This window comes from Ferrimonas balearica (assembly GCF_019802055.1).
In the GTDB taxonomy this organism is placed as follows: Bacteria; Pseudomonadota; Gammaproteobacteria; order Enterobacterales; family Shewanellaceae; genus Ferrimonas; species Ferrimonas balearica_A.
In genome coordinates this window covers 1-19,776 of record NZ_JAHVHW010000014.1, presented here as the reverse complement: position 1 = coordinate 19,776, position 19,776 = coordinate 1, and the positions used below count along the sequence as shown (strand labels likewise).

Below are 19,776 nucleotides of genomic sequence, written 5' to 3'. Positions count from 1 at the left end.
AGCCATTACCCCCTTTTGCCGGGAGCGGCCCGGCGGCCGCCAGAAGGGCTAACGCCCCTCTGGACTCCCCTATGCCTCCGGCGCGACGAAAGCCCCTCGCTCCCTCTCCTTTCCATTTCAGCTCTGGCCAGACTCGTTTTTGGAAAGGGCTATCCATACCCTTTCCAAAAAGCCGGCTCCGCCCTCCATGGCTCCGCGTTCACGCCTATCGGCGTTCACCCATGCTCGGCTGGCCACTCGGGCCTTCCATGGCCCTCGGCTTCATTCCCAGTCGCTCACGCTCGGCGCCGCGAGTCGGCGAAGGTGGACGGCTTTCGCCGTGAAACACCATCAAACGGATTCGATTTTGAGGCTCGTCTACTTATCCGTTTACGCGAATATATTTAGAAGTCTCAACTCTACGGGCAAAGCCCCAAAATTCTGTTCACCACCGCCATAGGCGGTGGTTTTGGGATGACAACAAAAAAGGACACCAAAGTGTCCTTTTTTATTGCTCATTTCCAGCGCGTTTCACCCCGAATAGGCCTCCACAATCACCGGCAGATCATGCTCCAGCTGTGCCATGGAAACCTTCCGCAGAGTGCCCAATTCACCAGTGGGCCGGAAAAACGCTTCGATCTCTCCCCTTGGGTTAATCAGCACCAGATCGGCGGAGTGATCCACCAGGTACTCACCACCGTTGGGGTTATCCACCAGGGCGTAAACCAGGCCAAGAGACTGGGTAAAAGGGTAAAGCTGGGCATGGTCACCGGTGACCGCCTGAAAGCCGGGACGGAAGAACTCAACGTACTGACCCAGCTTCTCCGGCGCATCCCGGGCCGGGTCGACCGACAACAGAATCACCTGAACCGGATCGTCACCCAGCGAGCGCTCCAGCTTCGGGTAGACTCGGGCCAGATCCGACATGGTGGTCGGGCACACGTCGGGGCAGGAGGTGTAGCCCACAAAAATCAGGCTCCACCGTCCCTCCAGTCGGGCACGATCAAAGGGCTGACCCTGATGGTCGGTGAGGGCAAACTCCGGCAAAGCCCGGGGTTGCTCAAGCCACAGGGCTGACACGGTGGGACGGGGTGCCGCATCCTGCAGGCTGAAGGAGAGGCCGGCCATCAGGGCAACCAACCCCAGCAGAATGATCCATTGGCTTGATGCCTTCATAGCCACAACCCCAGATAGTGGTCCACCAGCATCAACACAAACAGCGCCAGCAGTTGCCAGATGGAGAACAGGAACAGCTTGATCGGCTCATAGCGTTCCGGTTGGAACTTCAGTTGCCAGGCACGCCAGAGAAACCAGCCACTGAGCACCGTAGACCCCATCAGGTAAAGGGCGCCGCTCATCCCCACCAGAACCGGCAGCAAACAGGCCAGCGCCAGCAGGAAGCTGTAAAGCAGGATGTGAGTTTTGGTGTACTCCACCCCGTGGGTTACCGGCAGCATCGGTAATCCCGCCTTGGCGTAATCCGCTTTGCGGTGGATGGCGAGGGCCCAGAAATGGGGCGGCGTCCAGGCAAAGATGATGATCACCAGCAACATGCCGTGGCCATGGAAATCCCCAGTGACCGCGGTCCAACCCAACAGGGGTGGCATGGCGCCAGCCAGACCGCCGATCACAATGTTCTGCGGGGTAGCGCGTTTAAGGAAGCCGGTGTAGATCCCGGCGTAGCCGATCAGGCTGGCAAAAGTGAGCCAGGCGGTAAGCGGATTGACCAGCGCATAGAGCATGACAAAGCCCACCACCGCCAGCACTGAAGCAAACACCAGCGCCTGCATTGGCGCCACCCGCCCCTTCGGCAGTGGACGGTTGTGTGTGCGCGCCATAATGGTGTCGATACGGCGATCCACCAGATGGTTGATGGCCGCTGCGGCACCCGCCATCAGGCCGATGCCCGTCAGGCCAAAGAACAGGGCATTGAGAGGGATCCAGCCGGGACTGGCCAGCGCCATCCCCACCAAAGCGGTGACCAGCATCAGTGCCACCACCTTAGGCTTGGTCATCTCCAGGTAGTCCCGCCATGGCCAGGCGGGCGTGTCCATCAGAGCCAGTTGCAGCTTAGCCATTTACGCCTCCTTGGCCGGACTGCGCCAGGCCAGATGGTTGATCCAAACCAGAGTGAGCAGCAGCAGTGCTGCCACGCCGTTGTGCGCGACGGCCACCGGAAGCGGCAGCGAGCCAACGACATTGGTCACGCCCAGCGCAACCTGCACCAGCAACACGGTCCCCAATACTGCAGCAATGCGGTTGGCTCCGTTTTCACGCAGACGCCACCAGAGCCACAGCAACACCAGTGCGGTGATCACGGCGCCGATCCGGTGGCTTACATGGATGGTCATGCGGGCCGGGTAATCCAGTACCCCAAACTCGTAGCTCTCTGCCGGGGGCGGCAGTGGGTGGAACGCTTCAAGCGGGGAGAGGTTTCCCATCCAGTCCCCTTCACAGATGGGCAGTTGCGTGCAGACCAGTGCCGCGTAGTTGGCTGAGGTCCAGCCGCCAAGCATGATCTGTCCCACCAATACCGCCAGGGCCACCATCGCCAGACCCCTTAACGGAGAGAGGGTCACCGCCACCGAGTGCTGCCGTAACCACAAAAGAAACAGTAGGCTGAAGATAGCAAAGCCCCCAAGCAGGTGCCCCATCACCACCACGGGCATCAGATCCAGTGTTACGGTCCACATCCCCAGGGCGGCCTGAAAGATCACCAGACCCACCAACGCCCAAGGCAGCTTTTTCGGGCCGCTGTGCTTCAGCGAAACCAACGCCAAAGCCAGGATCATTAATCCCAGCGTGCCCGCCACGTAGCGATGCACCATCTCCGCCCACGCTTTGGCCGCTTCCACCGGGCGTTCCGGGAATCGGGCCTCGGCAATCGGGATATGCTGCTCGGAGGGCACGGTCAGAAAACCGTAACAGCCGGGCCAGTCGGGACAACCCAGCCCCGCATCGGTCAGGCGGGTAAACGCCCCGAGGAGGATCACCACAAAGGCCAGGGACAGGGTCGCAAAGGTCAGTTTTTTCATGGTCCCTCCTAGCCAATCCGGCTCAGTTTCAAAAGCTTGCGCAGATCACTGAGCAGATCACGCCCCTGCTGAATATGGGCTTCGGTACCGGCAACCGCCGGGTAGCCCATCACCCACTGCCCCATCGGGTCTACCACCACCAGACCGTTCGGCATCAGCGCCTCCTCCACGGCCGCCTCAGCGTTGGCGATGTGCAGAGAACGACTGGTCAGTTCGCCGCGGATGCCGGGATCGCTGTCTGCCGTCAGATAGACCAGGGGCACGACCCGGTCCTGCTCCCGGCCGAGGGCGATATGGGCCTGATGCAGCATTGCGAGACGATCAAGGCAGTCCGCGTCGCACTCTGCGGGCAGCAGGGTGATCACCTGCCACTGACGTTGCGCCGGGTTAGCGACGGAGAGGGACTCATAGGAGAGGCCGGAGAGCAGTTGGCCCCTGTTGGTCGCCCCACCCTGGTACCAGCCCTGAGTGAGGTAGAGATAGGCCAGTACCACTGGCAGGGTAAACGCCGCCAGCAACAGCCACAGTGTGCGTTTGGCGGTACCGTTGTTGTGGGAGTTCATGAGGGCTCCTCTTATTCCACTTCCACGACGACCACCGGTACCGCAGATGGCCAACACTTAAGATTCCAACCTATCGGCCTGAGCAGACCGTTGCAAGCGTCCCCGATTCAGCATGACCAGCAGAATGACGGTAAGCGCCACAGCCAGCCCGAACCACTGCAGGGCATAGCCTTGATGTTTTTCCGGGCTAAGGTTTATCGGTTCCCAGGAGCGTGGATATCCCAGCTCTGAAGGGGACTCCACCAGCATCACAACCGGCACAATTGACGCCGACCAATGCGCCGACAGCTGTGCCATATTCAGGGCCTGAATGCGGGTTATCGCTCCCGCCTCCGGCAGCAGGTCAGGATTGAGTGGGTTGTGGCCTACCTGGTACAACCGCCCCTCGACCATAAAGCGTTCAGGCAGAGCCAGCAGGGCAGGCAGAGCACGACTGCCTCGGGGAACCGGGATAAAACCCAGGTCCAGCAGCAACCAGGGCGCCTCCTGATCATCGAGCCGGACCGGCTGCAACCAGCGGTAGCCCACCTGCCCCTCGCGGGTCTGGTTATCCAGCAGCAGCGCCTTGCCGGGAACCGGGGTGGCAATGCCCGACACACGATGGCCGGCCAGCTGCTCGGCGGGATCTCCGGGGAGAGGCCAGGAGAGCGATACCGACTCCCTTGAGGCCAGATCCGCCATCAGGGTTCGCTTCTCTTCGGCCCGGTCGAGCTGCCACATCCCCAGCTTGACCAATACGCCGATGGCCAGCACAGTGAGGAGAAGAACACCCCAGACCGCAGGACGTACAGGTCTGTTCATCCCACACTCCCTGAAGCCAGAAAAGGAGTTTCTGTGATCACTGCCTTTAAGACCCTCATCGTACTTCTGCTGCTCTACATCCTGTTCAGCCTGGCTCGCGCCGGACTGGCGATGATTCGGGGCGGCGAGCACTCCATGACCCAGCACCTGGGCCGTCGTGTGGCGCTCTCCGCACTGCTGTTGCTGCTTCTTATTGTGGCGATGGTCGCTGGCTGGCTGCCGGTCAACCCCCGCCCCTACTGAGCAAGACGGGTGCGCCCGACGCACCCGAAATGCCTCCCGCTAAGCCTGAAGGTCAGAGTACGTACACAAAGACAAACAGGCAGATCCACACCACATCCACAAAGTGCCAGTACCAGCTGGTGGCCTGGAAACCAAAGTGGTTTTCCGGTGTGAAGTGCCCCTTCAGTACCCGGAAAAACATCACGATCAACATGATGGTGCCCAGCGTCACATGCATGCCGTGGAAACCGGTGAGCAGGAAGAAGGTATTGCCGTAGATACCCGAATCCAGGGTCAGTCCCATCTCGGTGTAGGCGTGGATGTACTCCTCACCCTGAAGGAACAGGAAGGCGATCCCCAGCAGAATCGTCACACCCAGCCAGGCGGTCAGCACCCCACGTTTATTTTTCTCCAGCGCCACATGGGCCACATGCAGCGTTACGGAGGAGATCACCAGAATGATGGTGTTGTAGAGCGGCAAACCGCCCCACCCCATCGCTTGGGTTTCGGTCCCGCCCGGTGTCTTCACCAGCGGCCAGACCGCTTCAAAAGCGGGCCAGAGCACCTCGCTGGTCATGGCGTTGTTGCCTGCCCCGCCCAACCAGGGCACCGCGATCATCCGGGCATAGAACAGAGCGCCGAAGAAGGCGGCAAAGAACATCACTTCCGAGAAGATGAACCAGCTCATCCCCTGGCGGAACGACCGATCCATCTGGCGGGAATAGAGCCCGGACATCGACTCATCAATCACATTGCGGAACCAGCCCACCACCATAAAGAGAATGACGGCGATCCCGGCCAGCAGGATATAGCCGCCCATGCCACCGCCTTTGGAAAGACTGGCCACGTAGTTGCCCGCACCCAGGGCAATCAGAAACAGGCCCACGGCACCCACAATGGGCCAGGGGCTCTGGGCGGGGACGTAATAGCGTTCATGTTGACTCATATTGGTCTCCTTACCCTCGCTCACTTACCTTGTCGGTGATGTTGTAGAGCGTGTATGAGAGGGTCACGGTGTGGATATCCGGCGGCAGCGCCGGATCCAGATAGAACATCAGGCCCAGTTCGGCTTCTTCGCCCGCTTTCAGCGGCTGCTGGTTAAAGCAGAAGCACTCCACCTTGGAGAAGTAGAGCGCGCCCTGCCCGGGGCTGACGGAGGGGATCGCCTGACCGACGGTGGCATCGCCAGACAGGTTCTTGGCGTAGAACGCCACCTGTCGACTTTCACCCGGATGCACCTTCAGACGGTTGACCATGGGTTTGAACTCCCAGGGCATATCGCCCTGGACACGGGCGATAAACTCCACCGTTACCACCCGCTGCTCATCCACGGTGCGGCTGACTGCCGCCACCTCGCCGGAGGTTTTGCCATTGATGCCGGTGATGTCACAAAACACCTCGTACAGGGGCACCAAGGCAAAGCCGAATCCGAACATCCCCACCACCACCAGAATCAGGGTGGTGATGAGGCGCTTGTTGTCGTTAGCGTTCGCCATTCGAACCTCAGGCGATCTTCGGCGGCGTGTCGAAGGTGTGCAGCGGCGCGGGTGAAGGCACCGTCCACTCCAGACCTTCTGCGCCATCCCAGGGCTTGGCTGGAGCCTTCGCCCCACCGCGGATGCACTTGATCACCACCGCCAGGAAGATCAGCTGTGACAACCCAAAGGCAAAGCCGCCGATGGAGACCACCTGATTGATGTCAGCAAACTGCAACGCGTAATCCGGGATACGCCGGGGCATCCCCGCCAGTCCCAGGAAATGCATCGGGAAGAACAGCACGTTGACCGAGATGATGGAGGTCCAGAAGTGCCACTTCGCCAGGGTTTCCGAGTACATATGGCCGGTCCACTTCGGCAGCCAGTAGTACGCCGCCGCCATAATGGAGAACACTGCACCGGTCACCAGCACATAGTGAAAATGGGCCACCACGAAGTAGGTGTCGTGGTACTGGAAATCCACCGGTGTGATCGCCAGCATCAGTCCGGACAAACCACCGATGGTAAAGAGCACGATAAAGGCCAGTGAGAACAGCATCGGGGCTTCAAAGCTGATGGAACCGCGCCACAGGGTAGCCACCCAGTTAAACACCTTCACCCCGGTGGGTACCGAGATCAGCATGGTGCAGTACATGAAGAACAGCTCGGCCGCCACCGGCATACCGGTGGTGAACATGTGGTGCGCCCAGACGATAAAGGAGAGTCCGGCAATGGAAGCGGTGGCGTACACCATGGAGGCGTAACCAAACAGCTTCTTACGGGAGAAGGCGGGCACAATGGCCGAGATCACCCCGAAGGCCGGCAGGATCATGATGTACACCTCGGGGTGCCCGAAGAACCAGAAGATGTGCTGGAACATCACAGGGTCACCCCCACCGGCGGCATCAAAAAAGGCGGTACCGAAGTACTTATCGGTCAGCACCATGGTGACCACACCCGCCAACACCGGCATCACAGCGATCAGAAGAAACGCGGTGATAAGCCAGGTCCACACGAACAGCGGCAGCTTCATCCAGGTCATGCCCGGGGCGCGCAGGTTCACAATGGTCACGATGACGTTGATCGCTCCCATGATGGAGCTGATCCCCATGATGTGGACGGAGAACACGAACAACGCCGTGGAGTCGCCACTGAAGGCGGTGGACAGCGGCGCATAGAAGGTCCAGCCAAAGGCGGGGCCGCCCCCCTCCATAAAGAGGCTGCCGATCAACAGCGCAAAGGCGAACGGCAGGATCCAGAAACTCCAGTTATTCATCCGTGGCAGCGCCATATCCGGCGCCCCGATCATCATCGGGATCATCCAGTTGGCCAGGCCGGTAAAGGCGGGCATCACCGCACCAAACACCATGATCAGGCCGTGGACCGTGGTCATCTGGTTAAAGAAGTGCGGATCCACCAGCTGCATGCCAGGCTGAAACAGCTCGGCCCGGATCACCATTGCCATGGCGCCGCCGGTCAGGAACATGATGAAACTGAACCAGAGGTAGAGGGTGCCGATCTCTTTGTGGTTTGTGGTCAGCAGCCAGCGCTTGATCCCCGTTGGGTGATGCTCGTGATGGTCATGCTGCTCTTCGATTATGCCGGGGCGTTCCAGCTCCTCAACGGCGCTATCCGTTACAACAGTATTCATTCCCTAATCTCCTGCTACTGGCCGAGGGCCTTGGCCACTTCCGCGGTCTGCACCACATCGCCGGTCTGGTTATCCCAGGCATTGCGCTGGAAGGTGATCACCGAGGCCAGCTCCTTAAGCGTCAACTGGCTGGAGAACGCCTGCATGGCGGTACCGGGTTTGCCGTGCACCACAATATTGAGGTGGGCATCCAGCGGACCGGTCGCGATAGCGCTGCCATTGATGGCCGGGAATACGCCCTGTAAACCCATTCCGTTGGGCTGATGGCAGGCGGCACATCGGCCGTTATAGACCTGTTCACCCAAGGCCATGGACTCTTCCAGTGTCAGGGTTTGTGCCAAAGACGCCTGCTCCGCTTCAGCAGCGGCGGCGCTGGCCTGCTGTTGCTCAGCGAGCCAGAGGTCAAACTCCGCTTCCGGCAACACCTCAACCACCACTGGCATAAAGCCGTGGTCTTTGCCGCACAGCTCTGCGCACTGGCCGCGGTAGGTGCCGGGCTCGTCCACCTTGGTCCACGCCTCGTTGATGAAGCCCGGATTGGCGTCCTTCTTCACGGCAAACGCCGGTACCCACCAGGAGTGGATCACGTCGTCAGAGGTCAGCAGGAAACGCACCTTGCGGTTGGCAGGGATCACCAGTGGCTTATCCACTTCAAGCAGGTAGTTTTCGCCTTTGGCTTCCGCATTGGCGATCTGTTCTGCGGGAGTGGAAAGCAGGCTGTAGAACTCGACTTCAGAATCGAAGTACTTGTAATGCCACTTCCACTGGGAACCGGTGATCTGGATGGTGAGTTCCGCTTCGGAGGGATCCTCCATCGCGATCAGAGTACTGGTTGCGGGCACCGCCATACCGATGAGGATCAGGAACGGAATGACCGTCCAGAGGATCTCCACCTTGGTGCTTTCGTGAAAATGCGCGGGCACCGCGCCTTTGGATTTACGATGACGGATCAGGGCATAGATCATCACCCCGAATACCACCGCCGCAATCGCACAGCAGATATAGAAAATGGTCATATGCAGGCCGTAGACCTGCTGGCTGATCTCTGTCACTCCGGATGTCATGTTCCAGGGTGAAGAGTTCGCCATTGATGGCATGGCCATCAGGGCAGCAAAGCTGCCCAACAGCTTGGACTTCACAAATGTTCTCCTCTGACTATTGCTTTCGCAATGTCCAGAGAAGAGCCATCACAGCACGGCTTTGCTCCATGTCAGCTCCCCTCCCCATAAGGGCACGGGCATACGCTTTCACTGCTTGCGCAACGGCTGCCTTACGGCCAATGGCACCCGATCTGTTGTCGTAATTTGGGCACCTATGCTGCTCAAGTTACAAGCTGGGCACAAGTTGATCAAGATCATAAAAAGTTGAGCGAAAAGAGAAAGGATCTTCTACCGCATCAACTTTAATCCGAGGTTTCGGAGCCGATGAGAGGAGAGATTTCGACGCATTGGGCAAAAAGCCCCGGGGGACCGGCAATGTCGGGGGAGGCTACCGTGAACCTCTCTGCTCTGAGAATGCAGAATGAACTGGCCCGAACGCATAGGTCTGTCGCACTGGATTACAGACTGGCCGAGCGAGGCACTGAGCAAAGCGCACTGTTCGCGCCTTACTCAGTGAAGCGAACTGATGATTTCCAGGGGGTGGGACTGACCCGCTTCAAACAGAAATGCGGGGCAGTGAGCGCGGCGGGAGACCAGTTCAAGGCGTCGGCGATCACGGGCGTCCAGTTGCGGCACCCAGGCCAGCGCAACGGCACAAGTGTGACCGGACACCGCCTGCTCCAGCGCCCATTGGGCCGCCACATCATCATCGCAGCGAACCTGCAAAACGCGGCTGAGATCGACACCGGCGTTGGCCAGAACCGACTTCCAATCGTAAGCGGGCGGATTGATCAACAGCAGCCAGCGGGGCGCACGACTGAAATCCGCCAACTGCGGCGCCAGAGCCGCCAGAGCATCGCGCCCGGCGTCATCACCCTGAGCGGTGGTGTTGATCTGCTGCCAATCAAAGCCGGGCTGCTGCCACAGACCCGGATGTTCCCGTCGCACTCCCTGCCGCGTTTTCATTACTGCCATCCTCCATTGCGCACCACGCCAACCGCCAGACCTTCAATGGTCAGGGCCGTATCAGCGAGATCGACGACAATCGGTTCAAAATCTACGTTTTCAGCGTGCAGATAGACGACGTTGCCTTTACGTTCAAAACGCTTCACCGTCACTTCATCGTCGCCTACACGAGCCACCACCACCTGCCCATTTCGGGCGTCACGGGTTTGGTGAACCGCCAGCAGATCGCCATCCAGAATGCCGATCTCCTTCATGGAATCGCCGCGAACACGCAGCAAGTAATTGGCTGCAGGTCGGAACAGGTTGCCATCCATCTGGTAGTGAGTTTCCACATGTTCCTGCGCCAGGATAGGCTCACCGGCGGCCACGCGACCGATCAGCGGCAGCCCCAGTTGCTCCGGATCAGGCTCGTTGTAGAGCAGGCGGATGCCGCGGGAGGTGCCGGGGACAATCTCAATAAACCCTTTACGAGCCAGTGCTTTCAGATGCTCTTCAGCGGCGTTCGCACTTTTGAAGCCCAGCTGACGGGCAATCTCGGCCCGAGTGGGCGGCATCCCGGTGTCCTGCATATGCTGGCGAACCAGGTCAAACACCTGACTCTGGCGGGGCGTGAGTGGCTTCATCGCGGGCATGCTCCTGGGGACCGGCTAAATCCCTGTTTATTCATACAGTAGATACTGTGAGTATATACAGCATGGTGATGAATTCAACAGTTCACTGCATAAAGTTATCCCGTTGTTCTTGCTGAAAGAGCCCGACTTCGACACTCAATCCCAGTGCCATGCAGCTCCGACCAGACCGGCACAAACACAATCGACTCTGTCAGCCCTGCCAGTTATTGCGCTTTCGGTGTACACTCTGCCCCAATTCCGTACGTCCAGAATTAAGAAGCATACTGCGTGAGTCACAACATCTTTCCGGTGTGGCAGCAGCCACTCCGATGGGCCCAGAAAGCTCTGGTGACCAGTAAAGCGGTCCCACAGGACCCCATCGCCGAACTGGATCTCGATCCCAGTCGTCCCTTGGTATACGTGCTGCCCCACGAGTCCTTCTCCGACCGGCTGGCTCTGCACGAGTGCACCCAGAAGCTGGGACTGCCGAGCCCCTTTGAACCCTTGCAGATCAAAGGCGAAACCGTCAGCCGCATCATTGCGCTGGAGCCTGCACAGCTGCTGTTTGGCCAGGGGCGTACCACCGACTTCAAAGCCCGCTTTGAGCGTCTGCTGGCCCTCCACCGTGAACATGAAGATCTGGATGTTCAGGTGGTTCCGGTCAGCCTGCTCTGGGGCCGCAACCCGGGTAAAGAGGAGAGCGTCAAAGCAACGCTGCTCAACAAGCAGAACCCGACCTGGTTGCGCAAAACATTTATCCTGGCGATGCTGGGGCGCGATAACTTTATCCGCTTCTCCCGCGCCGTTTCCCTGCGCCACATGGCCGACAACCACGGTACTGACTCCACCATCGCTAATAAGCTGGCCCGGGTAGCCCGAGTCCACTTTGGCCGTCAGCGCACTGTCGCCACCGGCCCGCGTCTGCCGGATCGTCAGGCCCTGTTCCATGGCCTCCTCGCCTCTGAAGCAATTAAGGAGGCGATCGCCGACGAAGCCAAGAGCAAGAAAATCTCCGAAGCCAAGGCCCGCGAGCGCGCGCTGGAGTACTTGGAAGAGATCTCCGCAGACTACTCTGACAGCCTGATGCGTATCGGTGACCGGGTACTGACCTGGCTCTGGAACAAGCTCTACAAGGGGATCAATGTTCGCGGTGCCGAGCAGATTCGCCAGCTGTCCCAGGATGGCCACGAGATCGTCTTCGTGCCCTGCCACCGCAGCCATATGGATTACCTGCTGCTCTCCTACGTGATCTACCGTCAAGGCATGGTACCGCCGCACATCGCCGCCGGGGTTAACCTGAACTTCTGGCCAGCCGGCCCCATCTTCCGCCGTGGCGGCGCTTTCTTTATCCGCCGCTCCTTTAAGGGCAACAAGCTCTACTCAGCCGTGTTCCGTGAATATTTGGACCAGCTGTTCAAGCGCGGCTACTCCGTCGAGTACTTCTGTGAAGGGGGCCGTTCCCGTACCGGACGACTTCTGCCGCCGAAGACCGGTATGATCGCCATGACCATCAACAGCGTTCTGCGCGGCATCGAACGCCCCGTAACACTGGTGCCGGTCTACCTCGGTTACGACCACGTTATGGAGGTGTCCACCTACCATAAGGAGCTGGCGGGCAAGAAGAAGGAGAAGGAGAGTGCCTGGCAGGTGTTCTCCGCGATCCGCAATCTGAAGGATTACGGTCAGGGTTACGTTAACTTTGGCGCGCCGATCAACGTCCACCACTTCCTGAACGAACATGCACCCAGCTGGCGTCAGGACACGGCGGATGGCGATATGAAACACGCCTGGATGACGCCGACGGTGAACCGGCTGGCCAACCAGTTGATGACTCACATCAACGACGCGGCTGCCGCATCAGCGATGACGTTGACCGCCTCCATCCTGCTGGCCACTGAGCAGCACGCCATGCCCCGCAAGGCGCTGGAGAAGCAACTGGATTTCTATCTGGACCTGCTGCGTGCCGTGCCCTACACCCCGTTGGCCACAGTGCCGGAAGGGGATGGTAAAGACCTGCTTCAGCAGGTGCTGGACCTGAACAAGTTCCACGTCAGCGAAGACGCCATGGGGGAGATCGTCTCCATCCATGAAGGCAATGCCGTTACCCTGACTTACTACCGCAACAACACTCTGCACCTGCTGGTGTTGCCGGGACTGATGGCCAGTCTGCTGCTGCGCAAAGGCTGCATGAGCCGTGAGGCGATCATCGCCGAGATCCGTTCCCTCTATCCGCTGCTGGAAGCGGAGCTGTTTATGGGTCTGAACGACAGCGAGCTGGAGTGCTATCTCAATGCGATGCTCAATGAGCTGGTGCGCCTTGAGATGGTCGAAGAGGGCAAAGAGGGGCTTATCCCCCGTCAAAGCCGCCGTGCTGAGCTGTACAACCTGGCCAATCAGGTGCAGGAAACCCTGCAGCGCTACGCCATCGTACTCTCCCGCCTCAAGCGTGAGCCGGAGATCGAGCGCAGCACTCTGGAGAAGGAGAGTCAGATTCTGGCAGAGCGTCTGTCCCGACTGCACGGTCTCAGCGCACCGGAGTTTTTCGACAAGAAGGTGTTCACCACCCTGACAACCCGACTGAAAGAGATGGGTTGCCTGGGTGACGATGCGGATAAGGAGAAGGTAACGGCTCTGGCCAAAACCGTGCTGGGTCTCATCCCCGCCTCCATCCACAGCAGCATTATGAACAACGACTGAGTCGTTACACTGTATGGAAGGGCGGGCACTCCCCGCCCTTTTTTAATGGCAAAACCATGACCCAAGAGAACGCTGTCCTCACTCTGCGAGCCGAGCGCCTGGCACTGGCCAGTAAACCCTTTGCTGCACGGGGCGCCACGGTAGAGCGCTGCCCCCGCTGCCAGATCGCCCTGGCTCACTGTTGCTGCGCCTGGGCTCGACCGGGCCAGAGCCCTCTGCGCTTCTGCCTGCTGATGCACCACAAAGAGCCGATGAAACCCACCAATACCGGTCGTCTGATCGCTGAGATCCTGCCGAACACGGCAGCGTTTTGCTGGGATCGTACCGAGCCAGACCCCGCGCTGCTGGCCCTGCTGGCGGATCCCCGTTATCAACCGATGATCGTGTTCCCGGGCCAGTACAGCGAGCCGGAACGGGTGGTGGAACGAATTGAGGTAGCCGAGGGGAAAGTCCCCCTGCTGGTGCTGCTGGATGGCACCTGGAAGCAGGCAAGACGGATGTTCCAGAGCGACTACCTGGCGGGTTTTCCGGTGCTCTCCATCACACCGGAAGCCCTAAGCCGCTATAAGTTGCGCAGTGCCGCACACGAGCACCAATTGGCCACCGCCGAGGTGGCGGCCCAGGTGCTGGCCATCGGTGGTGATGAGCGTAATGCTCAGGTGCTGGATGCCTTTTTCCAGGTGTTTTCCCAGCGCTACTACGCAGGCAAACGGCAACTGCCCGTGACCTCAGAGACCGAGCCGTTCAGCTATCTGGAAGGGATCAGGCGTTAAGGTGCCTGGCTGAGCCAGGCACCCCGTTCGAACATCCGGAGTCATTGCGACTCCCCGACAAGGGCGGAAAAAGACCGGTTTACGCTTCGGACTCGGGCTCAAGAATCAGTATCATGCCCTGACTCTCCCGCACACGAACCCGGCTGCCGGCTGGCAGGGAGACGTCAATGCGTACCCGCCAAAGCGTATCGCCAATTTGGATTCTGTCCTCGCCAGCGACCAGCTCCTTCTCCAGGACCAACACCCGACCAACCAGCTGAGCAGCTCGGTCGTTCAAACCGGTTTGCTCTGTTGCCTGATTAAAACGACGGAAGCCTCGCCAGTAGATCACGGTAAAGGCCACGGCGGCGACCGCGAACAGGATAAACTGGGTGGACCAGGCCATCTCAGGCCACAGCCATAACAGCAGTGCCAACAGGATGCCTGCCACGGCACCACCCAGCAGGAATCCGCCGGCCCCCAGCGCCTCCAGACCCAGCAGCACCAGTCCCAGAACCAGCCAGTGCCACGCAGCCAAAGAGTCCAAAAATGCCATCAGGCGCTCCTCTTTCCGCTCTCTTTCAGCAGTTCGGTGATGCCCCCTACGGCACCGATCAGGCTGCCGGCTTCCAGTGGCATCATCACCAGCTTACTGTTGTCAGCAGCGGCCACTTCTTTAAGCGCTTCGACATACTTCTGCGCGACAAAGTAGTTGATCGCCTGCATATCCCCCTCGGCAATCGCTTTGGACACCATGGAGGTCGCATTGGCTTCCGCTTCAGCCAGACGTTCCCGGGCTTCTGCCTCCCGCTTTGCCGCTTCCAGCTGACCCTCCGCTTTCAAAATGGCGGACTGCTTCTCACCCTCTGCCACCTGAATCGCCGCTTGTCGCTCCCCTTCAGCCTCAAGGATGGAAGCACGCTTTTCCCGCTCCGCTTTCATCTGTCGGGCCATGGCATCCACCAGATCTGCTGGTGGGCTGATGTCCCGGATCTCGATGCGGGTCACCTTGACCCCCCATGGATCGGTCGCTTCATCCACCTTGATCAGCAGTTCCGCGTTGATGCGGTCCCGGTTGGAGAGCATCTCATCCAGCTCCATGGCGCCCAATACCGCACGGATATTGGTCATCACCAGGTTCTGCATCGCCAGCTCAAGATTGTTCACCTCATAGGAGGCGCGTACCGCGTCCTGAACCTGGAAGAAGCAGACTGCGTCAGTGGTCACTTGGGCGTTATCTGCGGAGATCACCTCCTGGGGCATGATGTCCAGCACCTGCTCCATCATGTTCTGTTTACGGCCAATCCCGTCCACCAGGGGCACAATCAAATTCAGGCCCGGCGTCAGAGTGCGGGTGAACTTACCAAAACGCTCCACCGTGTACTGGAAACCCTGAGGCACCATTTTTACACCGGTGGCCACCAGAACCACCGCCAGCCCAACCAGTACCAGGGCGACAATATCGGTACCAAACATCTTTCACTCCATTGAAATGTCGACCAAAAAACCGACTGTACTCCATTCGACTCCGCAGCAACAGGACTTACGAGTAGGCCCCTTCTGCTACACTCGAGCTGCCGGTATCGTGACCGGCTGCCCTTCCCGAGGAGATTGCAATGAACGCAAGGATCCCTGTTGTGGCGGCGCTGATCCTTCTGGGTCTGACCGCCTGCAGCGAGCAGAAAAAAGAGGAGATGCAGGACGCCCTCGACAAAGCGGCTGCCAAAGCCGAACAGATGAAGGAGGAAGCCCAGGCCGCTGCTGAAGAGGCTCGAGCCAAGGTGGATGACGCCTACGAAGAGGCTAAAGGCGCTGCTGGTGATGCCTATGAAGGTGCCAAAGACGCCGCGTCGGATGCCTATAAAGACGCCAAGGACGCCACCTCGGAAGCCTACGATGAAGCCAAAGGGGCAGCGACAGAGGCTTATGATGATGCCAAAGTCGCCACCGAAGAGGCGCTGGATGAGGCCCAGAAGCAAGCCGAAGAGATGAGTGAAGAGGCCAGGAAAGAGGCCGAGAAGCTGCGCGAGAAGCAGCAATAAGAAACGGGAGCGCCAGAGCGCTCCCGTTTTTCGATCAATCCAGGTTGAACAGCCGCTTCTTGTCCTCTTCGGACAGCTCGTTGGCGGGCTTGGCGTCTTTAATGCTTTCCGCCACGGCGTAGGCGCGCTGTACCGCAGGCCGCTGCTCCATTCGCGCCAGCCAGGCAGCCATATTGGGGAACTGGCTCAGATCCTGTCCCTGCCCCTCCCACAGCTTGGCCCACGGGAAGATCGCCATGTCCGCAATGGAGTACTCCCCGGCTACATACTCCTTCCCTTCCAACTGTTTATCCAGCACGCCATACAAGCGCGCGGTCTCCTTGATATAACGCTGTTGAGCGTAGGGAATGACCTCGGGGGCGTAATGGTTGAAGTGGTGGTTCTGGCCAGCCATTGGGCCCAGTCCACCCATCTGCCAATACAGCCACTGCAGCACAACCATACGGGGGCGCGGCTGTTTCGGCAGAAACTGCCCCACTTTGTCCGCCAAGTACTCCAGGATGGCGCCGGACTCAAACACCGACAGCGGACCGCCGCCATCGGCTGGTGCTCTATCCACAATGGCAGGCATCCGGTTGTTGGGGGCGATGGCAAGAAACTCGGGCTTAAATTGGTCACCGGCACCGATGTTCACCGGCACGATGTCATACTCCAGGCCCGCTTCCTCCAAAAACAGGGTGATCTTATGACCATTGGGCGTGGGCCAGTAGTGCAGTTCGATCATTCAGTGCTCCTAGCAGATTTTTACCCTCAGACGAGGAGAGCTTAAACGATGTCGCCATGGTTGACGATCACCTAAGCTCAGGTGAGACGTTGTCACTTTGGAGACTGGATGCACCGTCTTACTATCGCTCTTTTTCTTCTGCTGTCGGCCCTCTCAGCCAATGGGGAGGTGGTGGAAAAAGGGCTGTTTGCCAGCGACAACCACGATGCCGCACTGCTGCTCGCTTCCGAGCGGATCCCCGCCCGGCTCGGAAATCTGTTCGGTTTTCGCTTTCTGCCGGATCCAGACTGGGATTCGGCTCGCCCGCTGCAGGTGGTGGTGCAGCACCCTCCGATGCCGCCACTTGGCCATGAAGCTAGTGGCTGGGTGCAATACCTGCAACCGGGACAGCCCAATACGGTGGTCTGGGAGTTTGAGTTTGAAGAGGAGCTGCAGCCCGGCGAGTGGGTGATCTTTCTGATGCAGGATGATGTGCCCCTGTTTATGGAGCGGTTTGAAGTGATCCTGCTGCCGGAGGCGCAGTTTCTCTGATCCCAAAGCCGCTTGACTCTCCCCTTGTGGGAGACTTTAGCCTGAGGCTACCCCTTCTCCTTGAGCGCGCAGTGATGACCATCCAACTGCATATTGAGGGGGCGCGATGCGCCTCCTGCGTCAGCAAAATCGAAGCGGCTTTGACGCCTATCGACGGTGTAAAGAGCGTCCAGGTCAATCTGGCCGACCAGAGTGTTGAGATCACCGGGGAGGCGACTCCCGATGCGCTGATCCAAGCCCTGGACACCATCGGCTACCCCGCCCGCCCGTTGGCGGAAAATGAAGATTCCCTGTCCGTCCCAGGAATGCGCTGTGCCAGCTGTGTCGGCAAGGTCGAAAACGCCCTCTCCGCCCTCCCGGGTGTCACCCGGGTGCAGGTCAATCTGGCGGACAAAACCGTCCTGATTTCTGGTCGCTACAACTTGCCGCAAGCGCTTTCCGCCCTGGACTCCATCGGATATCCCGGCGACCTTCAGGATGCCCCCCTCAGCGAGGATGACAGCACACACGTCAGTGGATTCCGCACCCAGATGATGCAGAGCGCGCTGGCACTGACCCTGGGGCTGGTCATGATGGTATGGGGTTGGATCGACGGCATGACCGTAGAGTCCTGGACCGATCAATGGCTTTGGGGCGCCGCCGGTGGTCTGACTCTGGTGATGCTGATCTACGCCGGAGGCCACTACTTCCGTGGTGCCTGGCAGGCTCTGAAGCATGGCAGCGCCACCATGGACACCTTGATTGCCCTTGGCACCGGCACCGCCTGGCTGTTCAGTATGGCGGTGGTGCTGATACCGGAAGCGTTTCCAGCTGCCAGCCGTCACCTCTACTTTGAAGCCTCAGCCATGATCATCGGCCTGATTAACCTCGGCCAGGCGTTGGAGCATCGGGCCAAGAGCAAAACCAACACCGCACTGCGCCAACTGATGGCACTGCGTCCCAAAACCGCCCGGGTGATCCGCGATGGGCAGGAGCGGGACATGCCCATTCGGCTGGTTCAGGTCGGTGACCAGTTACGGCTGCGTCCCGGCGAACAGGTGCCCGTCGATGGGGTTGTGCTGGAGGGGCGCTCCCTGGTGGACGAGTCGATGCTCACCGGCGAACCGATGCCGGTAGAGAAAGTTTCCGGCGGCGAACTGAGTGCAGGCACGCTGAATAAGCAGGGCAGCCTGATCATGAGCGCCCAGCGGGTGGGCGCAGACACGGCACTGGCCCAGATCATCGAGCTGGTTCGCCACGCTCAGAGCAGCAAGCTCCCCATCGCCAACCTGGCCAATCGCATCTCCGCGGTATTTGTTCCGGCGGTAGTGCTGATTGCGCTGATCAGCGCCACCATCTGGTTCCTGTGGGGGCCAGACCCACGCCTGACCCACGCGCTGGTGGTACTGACGACGGTACTGATCATCGCTTGCCCCTGCGCACTGGGGCTGGCTACCCCCATGTCGGTGATCAACGGTGTAGGTAAGGCCGCTCAACTGGGACTGCTGGTACGGGAGGGGAGCGCGCTGCAAACCGCGACGGACCTTACCGCTCTGGTGGTGGACAAAACCGGCACCCTGACGGAAGGACGCCCCTCAGTCACTGACCAGCTTCCCGCGCCCGGCGTCGAACCCCATCGCCTGCTGATTCAGGCGGCGGCGCTTGAGCAGGGCTCGGAGCACCCGTTGGCTGAAGCGATTCTCCACGCTGCCCATGGGGAAACACTGCCCCCGCTCAATGAGTTTGAGGCTCATACCGGACTCGGTGTGGAGGGGCAGGTCGAGGGCCGGCACCTGATCCTGGGCAACCATGCCATGATGACCCAGTGGCACGTGGACACCGACTCACTGGACGCTGAAGTCGCGCGACTGGCCAACGAGGGAAAAACCCCGGTTTATCTGGCGGCAGATGGTCAGCTTCAAGGGGTGCTGGCCATTGCCGACCCGATCCGCGATGACGCCAGAAGTGCCATCGACCGGTTACACACTCAGGGCATCAAAGTGGTGATGCTGACCGGCGATCACCCGGATACGGCGGCCGCGGTTGCCCGTCAACTGGGCATCGACCAGTTTGAAGCTCAGATGCGCCCGGAAGATAAAGTACGGGTACTCAAATCACTGCAGCAATCCGGTGACAAGGTTGCCATGGCCGGTGACGGCATCAACGATGCCCCGGCTCTGGCCCAGGCGGATGTCGGTTTTGCCATTGGCTCCGGTACCGACATCGCCAAGGCCTCGGCGGACATCATTCTGATCCGATCCTCACTGCATGGCGTTGCCGATGCCATCGCTCTGTCCCGGGCGACACTGCGCAATATCAAGCAGAACCTGTTTGGGGCCTTTATCTACAACAGCCTGGGGATCCCGATCGCGGCCGGGGTGCTCTACCCGCTGACAGGCACCCTGCTGAACCCGGTTGTTGCGGGTGCGGCCATGGCGCTCTCCTCACTGACGGTGGTCACCAACGCCAACCGGTTGCGCTGGTTCCAGCCTCGTCATTAACATTCGCCCTGGTTGGCGAAACCCTCAGAGTAAAAAACCACCTGCATAGCAGGTGGCTTTGATTAGCCCCCTTCAAGGGGGCTTTTTGGTTTATGGGGATGCCACAGGCATGTGACTTCAGAGGTATCATTACCCCCTTTGCCGGGA

19 protein-coding genes and 1 pseudogene are annotated in these 19,776 nt (G+C 59.7%); 6 read left to right on the top strand and 14 right to left on the bottom strand.

Annotation, left to right across the window (positions count from 1 at the left end; genetic code table 11):
- Positions 1 to 510 precede the first annotated feature (510 nt).
- Genes KUV52_RS18550 through KUV52_RS18530 form a run of 5 tightly spaced genes read right to left on the bottom strand, consistent with a single transcriptional unit; the run spans position 511 to position 4,378 of the window.
- Positions 511 to 1,155: an SCO family protein gene (locus tag KUV52_RS18550; protein ID WP_222527436.1), complete on the bottom strand. Its 645-nt coding sequence runs from the start codon at positions 1,153 to 1,155 to the stop codon at positions 511 to 513.
- Positions 1,152 to 2,057 carry a heme o synthase gene (cyoE, locus tag KUV52_RS18545; RefSeq protein WP_222527435.1) on the bottom strand — a complete coding sequence of 302 codons (906 nt, stop codon included), beginning with the start codon at positions 2,055 to 2,057 and terminating at the stop codon, positions 1,152 to 1,154. The genes KUV52_RS18550 and cyoE overlap by 4 nt, the downstream gene beginning before the upstream one ends.
- The gene (locus KUV52_RS18540) at positions 2,058 to 3,014 is read right to left on the bottom strand and encodes a COX15/CtaA family protein (protein WP_222527434.1); all 957 of its coding nucleotides are present in this window, start codon (positions 3,012 to 3,014) and stop codon (positions 2,058 to 2,060) included.
- Between the two features lie 8 nt (positions 3,015 to 3,022).
- Complete coding sequence (locus KUV52_RS18535; RefSeq protein ID WP_222527433.1) at positions 3,023 to 3,577, bottom strand: hypothetical protein; 555 nt, start codon at positions 3,575 to 3,577, stop codon at positions 3,023 to 3,025.
- 57 nt (positions 3,578 to 3,634) lie between these two features.
- Positions 3,635 to 4,378, bottom strand: coding sequence for an SURF1 family protein (locus KUV52_RS18530; protein WP_222527432.1), 744 nt, complete (start codon positions 4,376 to 4,378; stop codon positions 3,635 to 3,637).
- Between the two features lie 33 nt (positions 4,379 to 4,411).
- On the opposite strand from KUV52_RS18530, the gene KUV52_RS19055 reads away from it, so the two are divergent.
- Positions 4,412 to 4,621 (top strand): DUF2909 family protein, encoded by a 210-nt coding sequence (locus KUV52_RS19055; RefSeq protein WP_222527431.1) that lies wholly within the window; start codon positions 4,412 to 4,414, stop codon positions 4,619 to 4,621.
- A 52-nt stretch (positions 4,622 to 4,673) separates the two neighbouring features.
- Here KUV52_RS19055 and KUV52_RS18520 read toward each other — a convergent pair whose 3' ends face one another.
- The 6 genes and pseudogenes from KUV52_RS18520 to lexA all read right to left on the bottom strand — a co-directional run bounded on the left by KUV52_RS18520 (position 4,674) and on the right by lexA (position 10,415).
- Positions 4,674 to 5,546 (bottom strand): cytochrome c oxidase subunit 3, encoded by an 873-nt coding sequence (locus tag KUV52_RS18520; RefSeq protein ID WP_222527430.1) that lies wholly within the window; start codon positions 5,544 to 5,546, stop codon positions 4,674 to 4,676.
- A gap of 10 nt (positions 5,547 to 5,556) precedes the next feature.
- Positions 5,557 to 6,096 carry a cytochrome c oxidase assembly protein gene (locus KUV52_RS18515; protein ID WP_222527429.1) on the bottom strand — a complete coding sequence of 180 codons (540 nt, stop codon included), beginning with the start codon at positions 6,094 to 6,096 and terminating at the stop codon, positions 5,557 to 5,559.
- A 7-nt stretch (positions 6,097 to 6,103) separates the two neighbouring features.
- On the bottom strand, positions 6,104 to 7,726 hold the full coding sequence (ctaD, locus tag KUV52_RS18510) for a cytochrome c oxidase subunit I (RefSeq protein WP_222527428.1): 1,623 nt from the start codon (positions 7,724 to 7,726) through the stop codon (positions 6,104 to 6,106).
- A 35-nt stretch (positions 7,727 to 7,761) separates the two neighbouring features.
- A pseudogene (gene coxB / locus KUV52_RS18505) lies at positions 7,762 to 8,829 on the bottom strand (cytochrome c oxidase subunit II); the annotation flags it as partial.
- A 507-nt stretch (positions 8,830 to 9,336) separates the two neighbouring features.
- On the bottom strand, positions 9,337 to 9,792 hold the full coding sequence (locus tag KUV52_RS18500) for a cell division protein (RefSeq protein ID WP_222527427.1): 456 nt from the start codon (positions 9,790 to 9,792) through the stop codon (positions 9,337 to 9,339).
- Entirely contained in the window at positions 9,792 to 10,415 is a 624-nt protein-coding gene (lexA, locus tag KUV52_RS18495; RefSeq protein WP_222527426.1) for a transcriptional repressor LexA, read from the bottom strand. Before lexA ends, KUV52_RS18500 begins: the two co-directional genes overlap by 1 nt.
- Before the next feature lie 276 nt (positions 10,416 to 10,691).
- Between lexA and plsB the strand changes: the two genes are divergently transcribed.
- Positions 10,692 to 13,100 carry a glycerol-3-phosphate 1-O-acyltransferase PlsB gene (gene plsB, locus KUV52_RS18490; RefSeq protein ID WP_222527425.1) on the top strand — a complete coding sequence of 803 codons (2,409 nt, stop codon included), beginning with the start codon at positions 10,692 to 10,694 and terminating at the stop codon, positions 13,098 to 13,100.
- 56 nt (positions 13,101 to 13,156) lie between these two features.
- A complete protein-coding gene (locus tag KUV52_RS18485; protein WP_222527424.1) occupies positions 13,157 to 13,873 on the top strand; it encodes a tRNA-uridine aminocarboxypropyltransferase in 717 nt (238 codons plus the stop codon).
- 79 nt (positions 13,874 to 13,952) lie between these two features.
- Here KUV52_RS18485 and KUV52_RS18480 read toward each other — a convergent pair whose 3' ends face one another.
- A complete protein-coding gene (locus tag KUV52_RS18480; RefSeq protein WP_222527423.1) occupies positions 13,953 to 14,408 on the bottom strand; it encodes an NfeD family protein in 456 nt (151 codons plus the stop codon).
- Positions 14,408 to 15,328 (bottom strand): SPFH domain-containing protein, encoded by a 921-nt coding sequence (locus KUV52_RS18475; protein ID WP_222527422.1) that lies wholly within the window; start codon positions 15,326 to 15,328, stop codon positions 14,408 to 14,410. Before KUV52_RS18475 ends, KUV52_RS18480 begins: the two co-directional genes overlap by 1 nt.
- Positions 15,329 to 15,468: 140 nt before the next feature.
- On the opposite strand from KUV52_RS18475, the gene KUV52_RS18470 reads away from it, so the two are divergent.
- The gene (locus KUV52_RS18470; RefSeq protein WP_222527421.1) at positions 15,469 to 15,894 is read left to right on the top strand and encodes a hypothetical protein; all 426 of its coding nucleotides are present in this window, start codon (positions 15,469 to 15,471) and stop codon (positions 15,892 to 15,894) included.
- A gap of 34 nt (positions 15,895 to 15,928) precedes the next feature.
- Here KUV52_RS18470 and KUV52_RS18465 read toward each other — a convergent pair whose 3' ends face one another.
- On the bottom strand, positions 15,929 to 16,618 hold the full coding sequence (locus KUV52_RS18465; protein WP_222527420.1) for a glutathione S-transferase N-terminal domain-containing protein: 690 nt from the start codon (positions 16,616 to 16,618) through the stop codon (positions 15,929 to 15,931).
- A 108-nt stretch (positions 16,619 to 16,726) separates the two neighbouring features.
- Between KUV52_RS18465 and KUV52_RS18460 the strand changes: the two genes are divergently transcribed.
- Together KUV52_RS18460 and KUV52_RS18455 are read left to right on the top strand one after the other, a co-directional pair.
- The gene (locus KUV52_RS18460) at positions 16,727 to 17,149 is read left to right on the top strand and encodes a DUF3859 domain-containing protein (RefSeq protein WP_222527419.1); all 423 of its coding nucleotides are present in this window, start codon (positions 16,727 to 16,729) and stop codon (positions 17,147 to 17,149) included.
- A gap of 74 nt (positions 17,150 to 17,223) precedes the next feature.
- On the top strand, positions 17,224 to 19,629 hold the full coding sequence (locus KUV52_RS18455) for a heavy metal translocating P-type ATPase (RefSeq protein ID WP_222527418.1): 2,406 nt from the start codon (positions 17,224 to 17,226) through the stop codon (positions 19,627 to 19,629).
- The last annotated feature ends 147 nt before the right edge of the window (positions 19,630 to 19,776 follow it).

What these genes read in the sequence shown, in the direction of transcription:
- KUV52_RS18535 (WP_222527433.1), bottom strand. Translation starts at nt 3,577, where the DNA reads ATGAACTCCCACAACAACGGTACCGCCAAACGCACACTGTGGCTGTTG.
- KUV52_RS18530 (WP_222527432.1), bottom strand. Translation starts at nt 4,378, where the DNA reads ATGAACAGACCTGTACGTCCTGCGGTCTGGGGTGTTCTTCTCCTCACT.
- KUV52_RS18470 (WP_222527421.1), top strand. Translation starts at nt 15,469, where the DNA reads ATGAACGCAAGGATCCCTGTTGTGGCGGCGCTGATCCTTCTGGGTCTG.
- KUV52_RS18480 (WP_222527423.1), bottom strand. Translation starts at nt 14,408, where the DNA reads ATGGCATTTTTGGACTCTTTGGCTGCGTGGCACTGGCTGGTTCTGGGA.
- KUV52_RS18475 (WP_222527422.1), bottom strand. Translation starts at nt 15,328, where the DNA reads ATGTTTGGTACCGATATTGTCGCCCTGGTACTGGTTGGGCTGGCGGTG.
- KUV52_RS18520 (WP_222527430.1), bottom strand. Translation starts at nt 5,546, where the DNA reads ATGAGTCAACATGAACGCTATTACGTCCCCGCCCAGAGCCCCTGGCCC.
- KUV52_RS18500 (WP_222527427.1), bottom strand. Translation starts at nt 9,792, where the DNA reads ATGAAAACGCGGCAGGGAGTGCGACGGGAACATCCGGGTCTGTGGCAG.
- KUV52_RS18550 (WP_222527436.1), bottom strand. Translation starts at nt 1,155, where the DNA reads ATGAAGGCATCAAGCCAATGGATCATTCTGCTGGGGTTGGTTGCCCTG.
- KUV52_RS18515 (WP_222527429.1), bottom strand. Translation starts at nt 6,096, where the DNA reads ATGGCGAACGCTAACGACAACAAGCGCCTCATCACCACCCTGATTCTG.
- KUV52_RS18540 (WP_222527434.1), bottom strand. Translation starts at nt 3,014, where the DNA reads ATGAAAAAACTGACCTTTGCGACCCTGTCCCTGGCCTTTGTGGTGATC.
- KUV52_RS18485 (WP_222527424.1), top strand. Translation starts at nt 13,157, where the DNA reads ATGACCCAAGAGAACGCTGTCCTCACTCTGCGAGCCGAGCGCCTGGCA.
- lexA (WP_222527426.1), bottom strand. Translation starts at nt 10,415, where the DNA reads ATGAAGCCACTCACGCCCCGCCAGAGTCAGGTGTTTGACCTGGTTCGC.
- ctaD (WP_222527428.1), bottom strand. Translation starts at nt 7,726, where the DNA reads ATGAATACTGTTGTAACGGATAGCGCCGTTGAGGAGCTGGAACGCCCC.
- KUV52_RS18455 (WP_222527418.1), top strand. Translation starts at nt 17,224, where the DNA reads ATGACCATCCAACTGCATATTGAGGGGGCGCGATGCGCCTCCTGCGTC.
- KUV52_RS18465 (WP_222527420.1), bottom strand. Translation starts at nt 16,618, where the DNA reads ATGATCGAACTGCACTACTGGCCCACGCCCAATGGTCATAAGATCACC.
- cyoE (WP_222527435.1), bottom strand. Translation starts at nt 2,057, where the DNA reads ATGGCTAAGCTGCAACTGGCTCTGATGGACACGCCCGCCTGGCCATGG.
- KUV52_RS18460 (WP_222527419.1), top strand. Translation starts at nt 16,727, where the DNA reads ATGCACCGTCTTACTATCGCTCTTTTTCTTCTGCTGTCGGCCCTCTCA.